We start from the raw sequence: 16627 nt of genomic DNA, 5'->3' as shown, positions 1-16627 counted from the left end.
AAAGCGACCCCTAAAGGTCGTTTTTTTATTTACTTATCTTTGTTCAGAATTTCTTTCAACTGTAGCTTCCTTGTCGAATTCTTCTTCAGATCCGGCAGCAGCTGACATCTTAGCTAAATGATCATAAGTTGAATCCACATGTTCTGCGGCTAATGAAATCTTCAATCTTTCATTACCTTTATGCATGTCGATCATTGTCCATGCTAGTAGTGCAAGAACGGCCACAATCAAGACACCGGCAATGATATTTGCTTGAGTCATTTGACCAGCAGTTGGTTTATCACCATAGAATGCTTGGATTTGACCAGGTAATCCGTAGAGGTTCAAGAATGTTAAAGCAAGAACTGAGAACCAACCTAACCATTTTATCCAAGCAGCATTCTTGAATCTGTTACCCATTTCAGTAGCACTGTCTGTCATTAACAATAATGGCAACATTGAGAATGGTAAAGCGAAGGCCAAGAATACTTGTGAGTTGTTCATCAAATCATTCAAAGCCACGTGCTCATCAATTGAACTCTTACCACTTGTCAACATAACACAAATCAATACAGGGATAACTGATAACAAACGTGTAACTAAACGTCTTAACCAGAGAGGCATCTTCATGTGAACGAAACCTTCCATGATAACTTGACCTGATAGTGTACCAGTAATAGTTGAGTTTTGACCTGAAGCTAATAGAGCAACGGCAAATAATGTTGAAAGGACACCTGATTTAGCAACCGCAATCAAAACTCCATTACTCAAAGTTGAGGTATCTGATAGCGCTTGATACAAACCGAAGAATGATGGATCTTTAACGGCACCACTCTTGAATACAGCAACACCCATAACTAATAGCAAAGCGTTAACGAAGAAAGCGGCTGTTAGTTGAATATTTGAATCCCAAGCTGAGAAACGAACGTTTTGAGCAACTGATTTTTCATCAGCGTGGTCAACTTTTCTTGTTTGAGAAATAGCTGAGTGCAAGTACAAATTATGAGGCATAACTGTGGCACCGATAATTCCTAAAGCACCAGTCAATGGTGTTTGACCACCAATTGTTGGACTAGTTGCAAATGTTTTGCCTGTTGGCATTAATCCAGCAAATGCAGCACTCCAGTTAGGATTTGATAATGCAACTTGATAAACGAATACAAATAAAATTACGAGAATTAAACATACAACGATAGCTTCAATTTTTCTGAAACCAATTTTTGTTAATAATAGCAAGACTAGAACATCACCAACAGTAATGAAAACTGCAATTACTAATGGGATATTGAATAATAGATACAAGGCGATTGCACCACCGATAACTTCGGCAATATCAGTCGCCATAATAGCGAATTCAGTTAAGATCCATAAAACGATACCTAGTGATTTACTTGTTCTAGCACGAATGGCTTGTGCCAAGTCCATTTTACTCACTATGCCTAGTTTAGCTGCCATATATTGTAACAACATGGCAATTAAACTAGACATAAGAATAACTGACATTAGTAGGTATTGGAAATTTTGACCACCGGTGATTGATGTTGACCAGTTACCTGGATCCATGTAACCGACGGCAACTAATGCCCCGGGACCTGAGTATGCAAGTAGTGTTTTGAAAAAACCTTTGTCTTTTGGTACTGAAACCGTGCCGTTGATCTCTTCTAGTGAAGGACCATTGGCATATTGGATTAATTTACGCTTTTCAGCCATATTAATCTCCCCCTTTTAACTTTGGTTTAACGAATAATCATGATTGAGATAGGTGAATATTTTGCCATGTAGGCCGCTTGTGAACCGAAATACTTCTTAATTCCCTTTTTCGAAAGTGATCCGATTACTAATAAATCGGCTTCCGATGCGGGAATAACATCTTTAACAATTGTTTCACCAGGATCGCCTTCAGCAACCATCAGCTCAACTTTTTTAACTCCAGCATCTAGTGCAACCTGACGGTACTCTTTCAAGTGATCTTCAAGTTCTTTACGTTCCCCATGAACATAATCTCTAGTTAATGCTTGATAAACATTCATTTCATTATCTTCAAGAATAGAAGTAATGATTAACGTTGAACCATCTTTAATACAACGATGCATTGCATATCTAAATGCCAACTGTGCGTCTGCTGAATCATCGACACCAACTAATACACGTTCAAAAGTATTGTTTTGTTTCGACATTGGTCTGTCCTCCATATCTTTTCTTTTAGACAAGCGCTGTGCTTCTCGTCTTTCCAAAAACTATTCTACCTCTTTTTAATGGTATGTAAACCTCTTTTTAAGGCCACCTAACAAAAAAGTAAAAAGTACAATTATTTTTGAAAATATTTAGAAATCGTTTACTTGCCCATTTTAAAGGGAATTATCGAAATATTATGAGGTATATCAAAAATTGTTTACCCCCTACTTAACTATTTTATTTAAAATAACTATGTTATATTAAACTTGTAATGACGGGGTTTATCGACAATTTATATTAGTTTACTTCTATTTAAATATACATGTGGTATATGAATGCCTATTAAATAAGTTTTTCAACACTATTGTTAGGCATGCACTAATTAAATTGCTTAAACCAATACTTATAGGGGGAACACTTATGAAGAATACTACAAAAGAACAAGATACTGATGAATCCAGTAATCAAAGTAATTTAACTAACAATTGGATTACTTCCGAGGTCTTAGTAGGTATGTACTCTAGAATTTTCACTAATATACTCTCAGTAGACGACCGAATTTTTAAAGGGCATTCCAAATAAACTGGCTTATATAGAAGCAACTGGTTTATTAGAAAGATGGTGAATGATTTTGAATGATTTAAATTTTTTAAGACTTATTTTCGAATTAGGTGGTAGCTTTCAAAACGTCAACAACATTGATCTAGCAGTCAAAGCTAATGTCAGTAAGGCCTCAATTTCTGATCGTACTCAACATTTAGCAAAGTTAGGCTTGGTTAAATATACCAAATATTATGGGACAAAATTGACAAAAAAAGGATTAAACGCTGTTATACCACTCATTCAACAGTATCGTTTGATTGAAATATGGCTTTACGAAAAGCTCAACATACCTTTAAGTGACATTTATGAAAAGGCAACTAAATTATCGGACCATCCCGATCTGCTATTGATCGACCGGCTTAACATTTATTTAAATTACCCTGAGACTTGTCCACATGGGAATATCATTCCTATTAATTGTGATATTCCAGAATTCACCAAACTGTCACGTCTATCGGATCAAGATATCTCTAACGAAATTTTCAAGATTATCAATTTTACTGAAGACAATTATCTTTTCAAAATTTTGAACAACATTGATATTCGCTTGAACGATAAAATACAAATTATTAATATTAATAGTTATGACCATTCAATGGTCGTTTTAAATTTACGCAATGATTTAAAACAAATTTTGCCCAAGAACATTACGAAGATGATTCGGATCGAGAAAGTTTCTACCACAGAAATGGAAAAGAGCATTTGAGGACACATGATTATGGAAATCACGCGTTGTCAAACGCTCTTTTTTTATTCTAAATTTTTCTATCCTTTACTCATTGGACCCACAATTGTTGAGACCACTGCTTCAATGGAAGAAACTAGCGGACTATCTGGTGTAATTCCTGAATTGGCAAATCGGTCTTCCCACCATTGACTCCGAATCTTCTGAACCATCTCGACTACTGATTGGCCTTCTTTTGTCAAATTTAAAATTTTTGTTTTTCCAGCCCCATCTGCCTTGGTTAAATAAGCTAATTTTTCCATCTTATTGATTTCACGCGTTGCTAACCCTTTGTCGATCACTAATGAACGGGCAACTTGATTCTGACTAATATTTTCATAATCGCTCACGGCCAATAAAATACATGCAGCTGTCGGATTTAAGTTGATTTTGTTGAATTCTTCCCTCGTATCCTTGTAATATTGTCTATGTAAGATAGAAATATCTTGTGCTAAGTAACCAATATTTTTCATTTATTTTCACCCTAATGAAAAGCTTTCTGTGTTGACAAATCAACACGAATGATTTATTTTTACCTATGAATAATTATAGAACAAAACTAAATAAAAAAGAGGCAAGAAATAATGACAGAACAACCAAACGGTGCTCAAGCATTGATTCAAACGATGATCAATCAAGTAGTTAAGTATGTTTTCGGATTACCCGGAGCCAAAATTGACCAACTCTTTGAATCACTAGAACACAATGATAACCCCAAGACTCCCAAACTAATAATCACTCGTCACGAACAGAATGCGGCTTTTATAGCTGCTGGAATCGGTCGATTGACTGGTAAACCCGGTGTTGTAGCCACCACTTCTGGACCTGGTGTCTCCAATTTAGCAACCGGTTTAATCACTGCTACTGCTGAAGGTGACCCAATAGTTGCACTCGGTGGTCAAGTTCCTCGGAACGATATTGCTAGATTAACCCATCAAAGCATCTCAAGTAAAGAGCTTTTATCAGCCGCAACAAAGGAAAGCGTCGAAGTTCAAGATGCCAACAATTTGTCGGAGTCTTTTGCAAACGCTTACCAAAATGCTATGGCACCTAAATCTGGAGCCACCTTTATCTCCATACCTCAAGATGTCTTGAATGATAAAGTCAGCCGCAACACTATCAACGAATTGTCCCCCATTGAACAAGGTGGCGCTGACCAAGAAACAATTGACCGTGTCGTGAAAAAGATTGAGAATGCTAAATTGCCAGTCATTTTAGCTGGTATGCGTTCATCCACTAATGAAGTAACCCATAAGATTCACAAGTTTCTTCACAAGTTCTCCATTCCTGTTGTCGAAACTTTTCAAGGTGCTGGTGTTATTTCCCGTGACCTTGAAAAAAATTATTATGGCCGTGTAGGACTATTTCGTAATCAAATCGGTGATACCATTCTTAAAGAAAGTGATTTGATCATCGCAGTCGGCTATGACCCAATTGAATATGAAGCCCGTAACTGGAATATTGGTCGGACTGGTAAAATCATCAATCTCGACAGTATTGCTCCAGAAATCACCAATGATTATCAACCAGAAGTAATTATTCAAGCTGATATTGCTAAAACTTTGGACAAAATTAGTGAAAGTTTGCCTGCCGACATTGATCTGGGAGCTGATATGCACAAGCATTTGGCTGAACAGCAAGAAAAATTTACTAAAAAAGATGCTATTCCCGAAAATCATTCAGATAAAAATGGAATTCATCCCCTAGCCATTATCCATGCTTTGCAAAATCAAGTTAATGACGATACAACTGTAACAGTTGACGTTGGTTCGCTCTATATCTGGATGGCGCGTCATTTCAGAAGTTATAAACCACGACACCTCCTATTCAGTAATGGTATGCAAACGCTCGGTGTGGCACTTCCATGGGCCATTGCCGCTGCTTTGGAACGTCCCGAACAGCCAGTTGTTTCAGTCGCCGGGGATGGTGGTTTTCTATTCTCTGGTCAAGAACTTGAGACAGCCGTTAGCCTACATCTTAATATCGTTCAATTGATTTGGGACGACGGTTATTACGACATGGTTCGTTTCCAAGAAATTGCTAAATATGGTCATGAATCTGGCGTTAAATTAGGACCCGTTGACTTTGTTAAGTATGCTGAAAGTTTTGGTGCAACAGGTATGCGTGTTGAGAGGACTGAAGACTTGGAACCAATGCTTGCCAAAGCCTTTAACACTGACGGTCCAGTCATTGTTCACATCCCGGTTGACTATTCAGACAATATCAATCTTGCATCTAAACTTGTCGATGACGTATTGAATTAATTGGAGGTAAGCAAAAATATGGCAAAAACACATACACTCTATCAACACGGAACACTAGCCCTACTAGTACCCGGATTATTGGATGGAACTATCACTATGAGGGAGTTGCTTGAGCACGGTGACACGGGAATCGGTACTGGCGAAGGCCTTGATGGTGAACTCGTCATTCTCGATGGCGTTCCCTATCAAGTGGACAGTAATGGCGATGTCAACGTTGTTAAAGACGACTTCACATTACCATTCGCCAACAGCCACTTTGCAGAGTATCGACGTCTGACCGATATCGAAAAGCTTTCTCAGTCTGAATTAGATAAAAAAATACTTTCGATGACGAGCAATAATACGTTCTTTTCACTGAAAGTACATGGCACTTTTACAAATATTAAAACTCGCGCCGTTAAAAAATCCCACAAGCCTTATGCTACTCTGGGTAAGACCGCCGAAAACCAGAGTATTTTCTTGAAAGAGTCCGTCGAAGGAACGCTTCTAAGCTACTATTCTCCACAAATCTTTGACGGTGCTGCCGTCGGTGGTTTTCATCACCATTTCCTATCCGATGACCATAATTTTGGCGGTCACGTTTTAGGATTCGGCGGTGCGACTGGTCGAGTTGAAATTCAACAGTTCGATACATTAGAACAACATTTGCCAATTAATAATAAAGATTATATGAATTATGATTTTTCCGATTGGGATATATTGGGAGAAATCCATAACGCTGAAAATTAACCTGTAAAAAGACGGTCTCTCAAAGTAGAGACCGTCTTTTTTAATGAACCTTTTTTAAATTCGTATAGCTAATTTTCTTAACTTGATAAGTGAGTAATTCATCTTTTAATTGTATTGCCTTATTTTCATCAAACAACACAATATCCCGAGTCTCGTCATCAATGGTACTAATATATTTAATTCCATCGACTTTCTTCCCATCAATTTGCATGTACTTTATTAAATCACTGATGAACTCTGTGGGAACATATTCAATTTCAGATCTTTGATTACTGCTAAGTCTTCTCATTGAGTAGTCTAATTTATTTAAGATTTCATAATTCATTAAGTACTGTTCTTTGTTATCAAATTGAAAAATACTCAATTTATTTATTTGCGACAAATCAACCAAGTTAAGTTCAGATGATATTTTGAATTTTGCAACAGTGCACAAATCATTCAATGAACTCTTTATTTCAGCAATAGCAACATCATAACGCTCACATAAATACAGATAACCTATTCCAGAAGCATTAAGCCTTCCTGGTCCTGCTATTCCTAGCGGTGCTGCTCCCATTGCATAACCCGGTATTGGATCACCATTATTACTGATTCTTGCACGATAAAACTCACTACCCACAGGCAAGGAAACTGTTGTAGCTTCAAAAAATTCCATCAGAATATTCTCGTTCGTCATAGTTGAATGAAATCTATTGTTATATTTAATGTCTCTTTCAAAGCTTTCCCAGGTTTTCCCTTTAAAGATTCCATTGTTTTTCATCAGATTATCATTTAATAAATATCTAGGTATTACTAAAGAATTGAACAGTTCTTTATTTTCAATATATTTTCTGTGTAATAATTCCTTTAACAACTTAGAAATTTCATTACTAGGTAAATTAAATATATTTGTATTGTTAAATAATTGATCCGCTAATTTATGAGATTCATCGTCTAATTTTTCTAATGCCGGAGACTTATTCAAATCATATACAATATAGAGATTTAGCAATCCTTCAAAATCAAAAATAATATTTTCTGCATAGTTTTCATTGTTAATTGCTTTTTTGATATCCAATGAATAAACATTTTTTGAATGACAAAAATCACAATCTCCACGTTCATCAATGTCTCTAATACGTGCTTTAATATCTACATCGTTAAAACAGTTTTCGCAACATTTCATTATTTATCCAAAAACCTTCCCATAATTTCTAAATGATGTTCAATTGATAGTTTCTTAATGTATCCCAATCCGGAATATTTATCTAACGAGTACAATCGTCTGAATTCGTCCAATGCTTTGGAATGATTCTTTTCAATATCAAAGGTTTCGCTATAAACAAAATCTACAAGCTTTTTAAGAGCCTCATGTGCTTTTAATGCCGGATTTTTTATATCATCATTACTATCGGAAACGAAATGATGAATTCTTAAATCATTCTTTACATCAAAATACACTAAATGAATGGCGACTGCCTTAGCAGCAAATCCGGACGATTGATAATTGCCCCCAACTACTGAGTAATCACTAAAACCATAAAAGCCCTCTTTTTTAAAGTAACGTTGTTCAGTCGAAAATAGTTCATCAATTTTATTTAAATAGTCCACATTTCTATCTTGTTTTACAAATTGATCATGCAATTCAATCATTTTTGTACATCCATCAAGGCTTCTAATAACTGACCTATTACTAACCTCTACAACGGCATATGTTTCACTATCAACTAAATTACTTTCATCAAACTCAGATTTTTCTCCTAGAATCACCATTTTATTCGAATTATTATATCTAGAAAAATCAAAATCATTATTTCTATCAACAATAAGAGCCGGAATAAAATTACTTTTCTTTTTAAGATTCTTAATTTCATTGTCATCAAATTCATCATATTGTACGATAGATGGATTCTGTATAACTGCAATCTTTTTATTATTCTCGTCAAATTGAATAAGTAATTTTTTTAATGTTGGAGATGGTGTAATTGGTTCAATAATTGGAACTATATTATTGCTTAGTAATCCATTATCTGAGAGTTCTCTCAATGCCAATAGCTCATTTTGTTTACTTCTAAAAATCGGAAAATACATTGTTAAGCCTTCCCATCATATTTATTATTTAAAAAACTATTTAAATTACGATACTCTATTTCGCTATAATCAGAGAAATATACTAACGACTTTATCTCTGCTGGAACTCTGTTAAATTGTCCATAATTATTTTTATTTATATAGCTTCTATTTTTCAATTCCTTTAACATATATTTTTGAGACTTTTTAACATCCATCTTCTCAAAAATTTCAAAGCATGCATCATAATATTTTGACTGTGTTGTATCTGGAAGAAAGCCATATTCAGAACTTATTATATTTTCAAACTCATATTTCCTTAGAACATTAAATATCGTCTTATTATCTAATCTATCGTTATATTCTTCTGATTTTTTCTCAACATGTAGCGTTCCACGATCAGTCAATAAAATTATGCCTGTCGGTGTTCCCTGTAACATTTCTTTTATTGCTTGCAAATGAGTCATATCCGTTACAACGTTACAATATGAAAAAACCATATAGTATGCGGACAATTGATCATTCAATCTCATCAAGTTATCCAAGCCAGTTTTAATTTCATAGACCTGACCGGTACCATTAATAATTAGTAAATCCAATATGTTGTTTAGAATGGGCAATTCTCTTATTGCAGTCGATGTCCTGACACTATGCTTACCCAGAAGAATTTTATTTACTAATGTATTTTTATAAAAATATTCATTCCTATGATTCTTGGACATGTACTTATATACCTTTTTCAAAGCGTCTAGATTAGTATCTACACTATCCTGATTTCCAATAACAGTATTCACAGTTTTACTATATGTTCTATTATTGGGATTACTTATTATTCTTTTTAAAGAATTGACAGTAAACATCTTATTGATCAAAGTTGCCGTTGTCATTGTCTATCCCTTCCATTTACATCGATATTAATGAAAGTATAACATTTACCTTTGCATCCTTTTAACAAAATTAATCAAAGTATCCATTCCAACAAGTCCATCAAAATTTGGATTATCTAAAAATTCTTTATTACCCAAATTATTTTTACAATACTCGTCATACTTCAAAATAGCCAAGGGCTTCATCTGCTTCAAGGCATAATTGATAGTTGTATTCGTCCCACCAGTTAAGCCTGTTTCAATAACAATTACCCCATCACCCAAACCACTCTGCCATTCATCTCGCGCTGCCAAATATTGAGGAATAACTTTTGTCCCCAGCGGATATGTCGTAATTAATAATCCGCCCCTTTCTAGAATACTTTTCGACAGCTGTGTATTACTACGTGGATAAATCGGTTGATCTAGACCATGCGCTACCACCGCAATGGTCATTTCGGCCGTATCATGTGCATAGGCATCGCATCCTTGGGCTAACCCACTAACGACGACATAGCCATGATCTGAAAGCCACTCAGTCAACTCAATATCGCACTCAATGCCAAATTCCGTTGGTTTTCTCGTACCAACGATTGTCACCATCCGTTTAGCATTCAACAAGGTACTGTCGCCTTTTGTGTATAAAATAACTGGGAAGCGTTGTAATTTCAGTAGACGCTGTGGATAAAATTCATCTAGATAATTAATTACCTCAATTTTTAAAGTTTTTGCTTGCTCTAGCTCTTCCAAGACTTCCAAATGATATCGTTCCCAAATTTCATCCGAAAGTTTTCCACCAGTAACTGCTTTCTTAACGATTGTAATTTCTGATTTACTCAAAAAATGCCAGTTATCCACCGACTTATCGACATCTACCTCTCGATTCAAAATTTTACGCACCGTTTGTCCACCGATTCTGGGGATCTTCAACAACATCATTATCAAAATGGTTTTATTTTTCATCATAGCTAAAATTACGAAAAAAAAGGTGAACCCTCATGGATTCACCTTATAAATTATTAATATTCAATTATATTCTGAAGATTGAAAGGTAAAAAATTAAGACCCAGAACTAATTTATTTGATAAACCAGAAGTCTTCGTTTTATTGTTCTCATCCTTAAAAATACTCTCAGCTCTGGAAACGGCATACTTACCTCAAATTTCACCTTTTAGTTATAATTTGTTAACTACTTTAAATACTGTTTCCAGCACTGGCAAGTGCTTCTTCGTCTGAATCTTCAAATTTAACTGAAATCCAAACACTGGCAAGTATCATGGCGGAGCCAATAATAAAGCCAACAGAGATCTGTTCACCTAATAATAACCAACCTAAAAATGAACCGACGATTGGTTGAATCAAATAGAACAATCCTGAAGAACTGGCACTAATAACTTTGAGACCTTTATTCCACATAACGTAAGCGACGGCGGTTGAAACAGCACCGATATATAGCAAACTGAGAATAACTTTTGGTTCGGCAAAGTTAATGCTTGTGAGTGATGATAAATCGCTCAAAATAAATGGTGTCAAGCAGACTACGGCTACTATAGTTGACATAATAGTAATTTGTAAAGAACTATAAGTCTTTACCTTTTTGATCAAGACAGACATCAATGCCCATGTGATAGCAGTTAGAAGTAACAATATAACTCCTAAAACAACGTTACTACCAGTCATTTTCAAACCAACAATCATCACTACACCTAAAATGGCAATGAGAACTGAGAAAATCTTGACTTTATCGAGTGGCTCTTTCAAAATCAACCAACCGAAGATAATCATAAATGCTGGGATGGTTGAAGTTATTACAGAACCAGTTTGGGCATTAGACAATCCTGTGCCCATTTCCTGTGCTACTAATGAGATTGTGTTACCAATTATTCCGATCCAAAAAATCAATCGAAGATCTGGCCAATTGATATGCCACTTTTCTCCTTTTATTAGTGAGTATCCAATTAAAAATACTAATGAGATCAAGTACTCTAACCAAACTAACTGAATTGGATGTACCTCATCAACAATAATTTTTACAACTACGAACATTGCTCCCCAAATAACTGCGGCAATGCTTAATTCAATGGATCCTAAAACCCTTTTAGACTTCATGAGTAATATATTTCCCTTCGCTTTGATTTCATTTTGAATTCATTGCTACGCTATCCTCGCGAATAGCCGGAATATCACTCCTGTCAATTAACGATAAATATTCACCTTCCTTATGGGTAACGTGATTAGTATAACAATGCTAGATAATAAAACAACGCTCTGGAGGTGTTAAGCGTTTTCAGTTCAAATGATAGCTGGTATTTTCATGTTTTTTGATAAATAAAAGGGTTCTTTTGTAAATTTGATTATGGAAATTAGAACTGCCGTCTCCAGATCTGAGAACATTAACCTGCTATGCGGACCGGACCGAGCCTGTGGTGCGGTCTCGGTCCTCGGTTTGAAGCCTTACCAAAGACCGGTAAGGCTCCAAACTCGCCCGGTGGTGTAACGGCTAAAGCCGTAACGCCACACCCACAGCCGGTTAATGTTCTCAGATCTTCCGACTAATTTATTAGCAAATAGAATATTTATTTAATGAATATTTTAGATATACTAACAAAACTAAGATTTATTCTGTTACATCATCGTTCGTAACTTTTTATATAACTAACTAAAGATTAAAAGGTTGAAAATTAATATAACCGTTGATGTCATAGACCCACAGCTAATTTATTTAAATAATAAGGAGTTTTTATTTTATTATTCCCTCCATAAAAAACCAACTAGTTGGAAGAGCTGAGAGTATTCATTTGCAGCGAAAGTGGCGTTAGGACTTTAGTCCTTACACCACCGGGCGTGTTGAAAACTCGCGGTTTTTGCGAGGCTTCAACCGAGGTCCGAGACCGCTTCCCAGGCTCGGGCCGTTCCGCGCAGCAATTGAATACTCTCAGCTCTGGAAACGGCATACTTAACTAACCTTTCCTCCTCTAGTTAATTAATGATTAAAAAAAAGAAGTCATTTTTTACTTAAAAAGTTCTTAAGTAAAAAACGACTTCCTTCTTACAATACTAAATCCATCATTTCAAGCCAACTCATAACCAAATCAATCCAACCTGCAGCACGTTGATTTAGATACTTATTTTTTCCAGGCTTTTTTGTAACATAAGTTGCCAATGCTAGGCCGTGAATTCCCGAGCCATACATATGTAATTCAACTGGAATGCCTAGTTGTGCCATTTTATCAGCGTATGTCAGCGAATTAGTAACGTTCACTAACTCATCTGTTCTTGTAAGCCAAATAAAAGCTGGCTTTGAATTTTTATTTAACAAATCTTGAGTTTTCCACAAGGATTTATCAAGACTAATCTGCTGTAAAATCTTATCGTCATCTGGAAAGCTTCCCTTAACTGTCATGTCAGTAACTGGATAACCGAGAATTATTGCTGCGTGTTGACCGTTATAACGGTCTATTTGATATTTTTTCCGCAATGTCGGGTTCGTTGCAATACCGTTATACGCGGCCACTAAATGTCCACCTGCAGAAAATCCCGCTAAAATGATTTTACTTTTATCAATATGCATCGATTCCGGTAGTTTAGATAACCAATCAACCGTTTTTGCCATCTCTTCCAATGCCGTTGGATAGACCGGATTCTTACCAATCAAATTATATTCCAGAACAACCACATGCATAGCAAACGAACTAAATCGTAATGCTAGCGGTTCCTCTTCTCGTTCAGAGTGAAAGGTGAACCCACCGCCGGGGCAAATGACTACCACTGGATAATCAACCGTTCTTCCAAAATCATCAACCTGATCAAGCCAGTAACCTTTTACTTTAAACTGATGATCAGAAATATTAAGACTATAATCCTCTATTTTCATAAGATATCCCCTTACTATTAAGCCACCTCAATATTATCTAAATTCATCGGATTAGCCTTTTTTGTTAACATTTTATCTGTGAAGCCGAAGAAGTATACCAGCGTTACAGCAATTAATAACGTAGCATAATGTGAAATCAAGTAACCATAGAAATTGCTGCCTATGCCGACACCTGGTGTAATAAATGCTGGAAATCCAATCAATGCACCAGATAAGGCATAATTATCGACCCTTAAGAACCCGGTCAATGCGCCACCAAGGGCACTGGCAATACTTGCTACGACAAAGACTCGTTTGTATTTCAAGTTTACACCATAAAGGGCTGGTTCGGTAACCCCACAGAATGCGGAAATAGCGGCTGCTAAAGACATTTCTTTCAAGTGTTTATCCTTAGTCTTCAAGAAAACAGCTAGAACTGCTCCACCTTGGGCAACCATTGTAATAGAAAGAATCGAGTTAATATAACTGTGACCATTTGTGGCAATATCATTAATAACAATCGGGATAAGTCCCCAGTGTAATCCAAAAATTACCATAGTTTGATATACACCGCCAAGAACAAGGCCGGATAAAGTTGGACTGAAGTTATAGATTGAAACTAGTCCGTTGGAAAGTCCTTTACTAATTATCGTAATGATTGGTCCAACACCGATAATAACTACCAGACTCAATATCATTGCCTCTAAGATGGGTACGAAAACACTTCTGACATACATTGGAATAATTTTCTTCAAGAACTTTTCAACATATTTCCCTAACCATGCAGCCACAATAATTGGAAATACTGATGATGTGTAGGAAATTAAGGTTGTGGGAATTCCTAGAAAACTAGTACTAGCGGTACTGGCTTTACTTGCTAAAGTAATTATCTGTGGATAAATCAATATTCCACCAACGATTGCCAATACAATCGGATCTGATCCTAATTTTTTGGCTGCCGTAAATCCTAGAACCACTGGTAAAAAATAAAAGGTTGCATCACCAATGGCATTCAGCAGTACATAAGTCCCACTTGTTGTCGAAAGAACATTGAAACCAGTTAGCGCTGCAAGAATCCCTTTCAAAATACCAGAACCAGCTAAAATACCAATGATTGGAATCATTGATGCTGTTAAAACGCCAATAAAATTACTGGCACCTTGTTTGATTCGAGGCCAAAAGCCATGAACCTCGTTAGTTGATTGATCAACCGCTTCTGCTGTAGCATCGTCATTTGAGAATTTGGATCCAATCTGTGAAATAACAGCGTCATAAACATCTGTTACCGCTTGTCCAATAACAACTTGATATTGTCCACCAGCCTTTGCAACTGAGATAACCCCATCCATATTTTCAATAATTTTATCATTTGCTTTGGATGAATCTTTTAAATAAAAACGTAATCTAGTTATACAGTGAATCAAACTGTTAATATTTTCCACTCCACCAACATTCTCAATAATGTCAGTAGCTAATTGATCGTATTTTCCACCACTTTTAGGAGGTTTCATCGCAACCTTCTCAGTAGTTTTGATTGCGGCCACTGCGATTGTAGAACCTGCTCTAACATCTTGATCAGAACCGCTTATCATCAAATTCTGTAAAATATCATTACTATTGGTAATTGCTAAAATAACGGTTGTCTCTTTGCCAGCAGCTTCAATTGCCGAAAGATCCATGTTTACAACTGCTTCGCCAGCTGTGACGATATCACCCTGTTTAATCTTGACTTGAAAAGGTTTGCCCTCAAGTTCAACAGTATCAATCCCTAAATGAACTAAAATATCTGCGCCTTCTTTAGTTTTGATACCAAAGGCATGCTTAGTCTCTGAAACTAAAGTAATAGTTCCTGCGACTGGCGCAACAATCTCTCCAGAAGTGGGTTCAATTGCTAATCCTTGTCCCATTAATCCTTGTGAAAATACCGGATCAGCAACTTTTTCTAGCGTTAGAAGTTTACCATCAGCAGGTGCAACTAATGAAATAAGTGTTTGATTTTTCATAACGTTCATTCCCCTTTTTGAATTTCAAACGAAATTTGTTTACGCTTACATTATATGTTTAAACATGTTTTTAGTCAATTTATTCGAACTAATATTGCTTATATTTTCGAATAGGCTTACTATTTCAACTCCAAATTGCCGTAAAGTAAGCTCTTTATCTCTCGAAGTCATAAAAGATCCGCAAATTTTAAACTTAAAGCGTAGCTAAAATTTTACGGTATCCTTCCCATATTTTACGTCGTATCGGCCTTTACTCTTACGATGAAGATAATTCTAAGATTAAAATTAATTAAACGTGGCAGTCCAACTAAGTCAATTATCAAAATAGCTTTTTTAAATCAATTGAGTGGACAAGCGTAGTCTAAAAAACTATGATTACATAGACAAAAATGAATTTTTAAGGAGTACAGATGAGAAAAAATTCATGGATTGCTTGGATAATCATTTTGGCAGCGGCCTTCGTTGTTGTCGAAGTTCATCCCGAGATTGTTCCTCAGGTCAAAAATGAAATTAAAGCAACCAACACTCGTATGCAACCATACGTCTATCTGATTAAAACAAACATTGATAAAAAACTCAGCGGTCACGTGAAAACAACTTCTGACAATCAAGTTGGCAAAGTTTCTACACCAATTGAGTCACCACTGAAAAATATGCACACTTCCAATACTTACTATTATCATTTCAAAAATAATGTTCCATCAAATGCGCGACAAGTTTTCCAAAATGCTATAGATAATTACAACAACACTGGTATCGTTAAACTGATTCCTGGAGCTGCTCAACCAAATCAAAATAACATTACTTTCTTTGTCTATCACAAAAAAATTGAAAATTTTGCTTCAAATACCGTTGAATTAGGCAACGGTGGTCCATCTGCCTTGCAGCTAGACCATTATGCAATCAACAGTGGCCGAGCTGGACTAAATATCACCTATCCAAATATGGCAATAAAAAATTCTGTAGCAATGCACGAATTGGGTCACGCCTTAGGATTAGCTCACAGTTCTTACACCAATTCTGTCATGTACCCCGTTGATCAAGGTGTTTTCAAATTATCGGAAGCTGATTTAAATGGACTTAAGAATATTTATAAATAGTACAAAAATAAGAGTGATAATCCTGATTTAGCTTGGGATTATCACTCTTATTTGTCTTAACTAAAGGTTAAAAGTTTAATTAAGTATGCCGTCTCCAGAGCTGAGAGTATTCAATTGCTGCGCGGAACGGCCCGAGCCAAAGTACGGTCTCGGACCTCGGTTGAAGCCTCGCAAAACCCGCGAGTCTCCAACACGCCCGGTGGTGTAATTGCTGAAGCAATAACGCCACTTTCGCTGCAAATGAATACTCTCAGTTCTTCCGACTAGTTTATTTCTTTAATA

At 36.0% G+C, this 16627-nt stretch carries 15 protein-coding genes; 5 read left to right on the top strand and 10 right to left on the bottom strand.

What is annotated here, in order from left to right:
- Positions 1-33: 33 nt before the first annotated feature.
- Both FFM71_RS08495 and FFM71_RS08490 read right to left on the bottom strand, forming a co-directional pair.
- On the bottom strand, positions 34-1689 hold the full coding sequence (locus FFM71_RS08495; protein ID WP_137611746.1) for an Nramp family divalent metal transporter: 1656 nt from the start codon (positions 1687-1689) through the stop codon (positions 34-36).
- A gap of 26 nt (positions 1690-1715) precedes the next feature.
- Positions 1716-2156, bottom strand: coding sequence for a universal stress protein (locus tag FFM71_RS08490; protein ID WP_373278800.1), 441 nt, complete (start codon positions 2154-2156; stop codon positions 1716-1718).
- A gap of 418 nt (positions 2157-2574) precedes the next feature.
- On the opposite strand from FFM71_RS08490, the gene FFM71_RS13425 reads away from it, so the two are divergent.
- Positions 2575-2736, top strand: a complete 162-nt coding sequence (locus tag FFM71_RS13425; protein ID WP_171000515.1) for a hypothetical protein — start codon at positions 2575-2577, stop codon at positions 2734-2736.
- A gap of 49 nt (positions 2737-2785) precedes the next feature.
- Positions 2786-3463 (top strand): metal-dependent transcriptional regulator, encoded by a 678-nt coding sequence (locus FFM71_RS08485; protein WP_171000514.1) that lies wholly within the window; start codon positions 2786-2788, stop codon positions 3461-3463.
- 59 nt (positions 3464-3522) lie between these two features.
- On the opposite strand, the gene FFM71_RS08480 is transcribed toward FFM71_RS08485, so the two are convergent.
- Positions 3523-3954 (bottom strand): MarR family winged helix-turn-helix transcriptional regulator, encoded by a 432-nt coding sequence (locus FFM71_RS08480; protein WP_137611744.1) that lies wholly within the window; start codon positions 3952-3954, stop codon positions 3523-3525.
- A 111-nt stretch (positions 3955-4065) separates the two neighbouring features.
- Here FFM71_RS08480 and alsS point away from each other — a divergent pair, with 111 nt between their 5' ends.
- Positions 4066-5745 (top strand): acetolactate synthase AlsS, encoded by a 1680-nt coding sequence (gene alsS / locus FFM71_RS08475; RefSeq protein WP_137611743.1) that lies wholly within the window; start codon positions 4066-4068, stop codon positions 5743-5745.
- 18 nt (positions 5746-5763) lie between these two features.
- The gene (gene budA / locus FFM71_RS08470) at positions 5764-6474 is read left to right on the top strand and encodes an acetolactate decarboxylase (RefSeq protein WP_137611742.1); all 711 of its coding nucleotides are present in this window, start codon (positions 5764-5766) and stop codon (positions 6472-6474) included.
- A 40-nt stretch (positions 6475-6514) separates the two neighbouring features.
- On the opposite strand, the gene FFM71_RS08465 is transcribed toward budA, so the two are convergent.
- From FFM71_RS08465 to FFM71_RS08435, 7 genes are all read right to left on the bottom strand, one after another.
- Positions 6515-7639, bottom strand: a complete 1125-nt coding sequence (locus tag FFM71_RS08465) for an RES family NAD+ phosphorylase (protein WP_137611741.1) — start codon at positions 7637-7639, stop codon at positions 6515-6517.
- Entirely contained in the window at positions 7639-8544 is a 906-nt protein-coding gene (locus FFM71_RS08460; RefSeq protein WP_137611740.1) for a sce7725 family protein, read from the bottom strand. The genes FFM71_RS08465 and FFM71_RS08460 overlap by 1 nt, the downstream gene beginning before the upstream one ends.
- Before the next feature lie 2 nt (positions 8545-8546).
- On the bottom strand, positions 8547-9410 hold the full coding sequence (locus FFM71_RS08455; RefSeq protein ID WP_137611739.1) for a sce7726 family protein: 864 nt from the start codon (positions 9408-9410) through the stop codon (positions 8547-8549).
- 45 nt (positions 9411-9455) lie between these two features.
- Positions 9456-10355, bottom strand: coding sequence for a DNA-processing protein DprA (locus FFM71_RS08450; protein ID WP_137611738.1), 900 nt, complete (start codon positions 10353-10355; stop codon positions 9456-9458).
- A gap of 228 nt (positions 10356-10583) precedes the next feature.
- Positions 10584-11498, bottom strand: a complete 915-nt coding sequence (locus tag FFM71_RS08445; protein ID WP_137611737.1) for a DMT family transporter — start codon at positions 11496-11498, stop codon at positions 10584-10586.
- Positions 11499-12438: 940 nt separating this feature from the next.
- On the bottom strand, positions 12439-13263 hold the full coding sequence (locus FFM71_RS08440; RefSeq protein WP_137611736.1) for an alpha/beta hydrolase: 825 nt from the start codon (positions 13261-13263) through the stop codon (positions 12439-12441).
- Positions 13264-13280: 17 nt separating this feature from the next.
- Complete coding sequence (locus tag FFM71_RS08435; protein WP_171000513.1) at positions 13281-15254, bottom strand: PTS sugar transporter subunit IIABC; 1974 nt, start codon at positions 15252-15254, stop codon at positions 13281-13283.
- A 401-nt stretch (positions 15255-15655) separates the two neighbouring features.
- Here FFM71_RS08435 and FFM71_RS08430 point away from each other — a divergent pair, with 401 nt between their 5' ends.
- On the top strand, positions 15656-16345 hold the full coding sequence (locus FFM71_RS08430; RefSeq protein ID WP_137611734.1) for a M57 family metalloprotease: 690 nt from the start codon (positions 15656-15658) through the stop codon (positions 16343-16345).
- The last annotated feature ends 282 nt before the right edge of the window (positions 16346-16627 follow it).

The organism is Companilactobacillus huachuanensis (assembly GCF_005404815.1).
GTDB classification, from domain to species: domain Bacteria; phylum Bacillota; class Bacilli; order Lactobacillales; family Lactobacillaceae; genus Companilactobacillus; species Companilactobacillus huachuanensis.
This window is presented reverse-complemented; position numbering and strand designations above follow the sequence as displayed.

Bases quoted from the DNA above. Each gene is read 5' to 3' on its own strand.
- FFM71_RS13425 (WP_171000515.1), top strand. From the start codon at position 2,575: ATGAAGAATACTACAAAAGAACAAGATACTGATGAATCCAGTAATCAA.
- alsS (WP_137611743.1), top strand. From the start codon at position 4,066: ATGACAGAACAACCAAACGGTGCTCAAGCATTGATTCAAACGATGATC.
- FFM71_RS08440 (WP_137611736.1), bottom strand. From the start codon at position 13,263: ATGAAAATAGAGGATTATAGTCTTAATATTTCTGATCATCAGTTTAAA.
- FFM71_RS08480 (WP_137611744.1), bottom strand. From the start codon at position 3,954: ATGAAAAATATTGGTTACTTAGCACAAGATATTTCTATCTTACATAGA.
- FFM71_RS08430 (WP_137611734.1), top strand. From the start codon at position 15,656: ATGAGAAAAAATTCATGGATTGCTTGGATAATCATTTTGGCAGCGGCC.
- FFM71_RS08495 (WP_137611746.1), bottom strand. From the start codon at position 1,689: ATGGCTGAAAAGCGTAAATTAATCCAATATGCCAATGGTCCTTCACTA.
- FFM71_RS08445 (WP_137611737.1), bottom strand. From the start codon at position 11,498: ATGAAGTCTAAAAGGGTTTTAGGATCCATTGAATTAAGCATTGCCGCA.
- FFM71_RS08490 (WP_373278800.1), bottom strand. From the start codon at position 2,156: ATGTCGAAACAAAACAATACTTTTGAACGTGTATTAGTTGGTGTCGAT.
- FFM71_RS08465 (WP_137611741.1), bottom strand. From the start codon at position 7,639: ATGAAATGTTGCGAAAACTGTTTTAACGATGTAGATATTAAAGCACGT.
- FFM71_RS08450 (WP_137611738.1), bottom strand. From the start codon at position 10,355: ATGATGAAAAATAAAACCATTTTGATAATGATGTTGTTGAAGATCCCC.
- budA (WP_137611742.1), top strand. From the start codon at position 5,764: ATGGCAAAAACACATACACTCTATCAACACGGAACACTAGCCCTACTA.
- FFM71_RS08455 (WP_137611739.1), bottom strand. From the start codon at position 9,410: ATGACAACGGCAACTTTGATCAATAAGATGTTTACTGTCAATTCTTTA.
- FFM71_RS08435 (WP_171000513.1), bottom strand. From the start codon at position 15,254: ATGAACGTTATGAAAAATCAAACACTTATTTCATTAGTTGCACCTGCT.
- FFM71_RS08460 (WP_137611740.1), bottom strand. From the start codon at position 8,544: ATGTATTTTCCGATTTTTAGAAGTAAACAAAATGAGCTATTGGCATTG.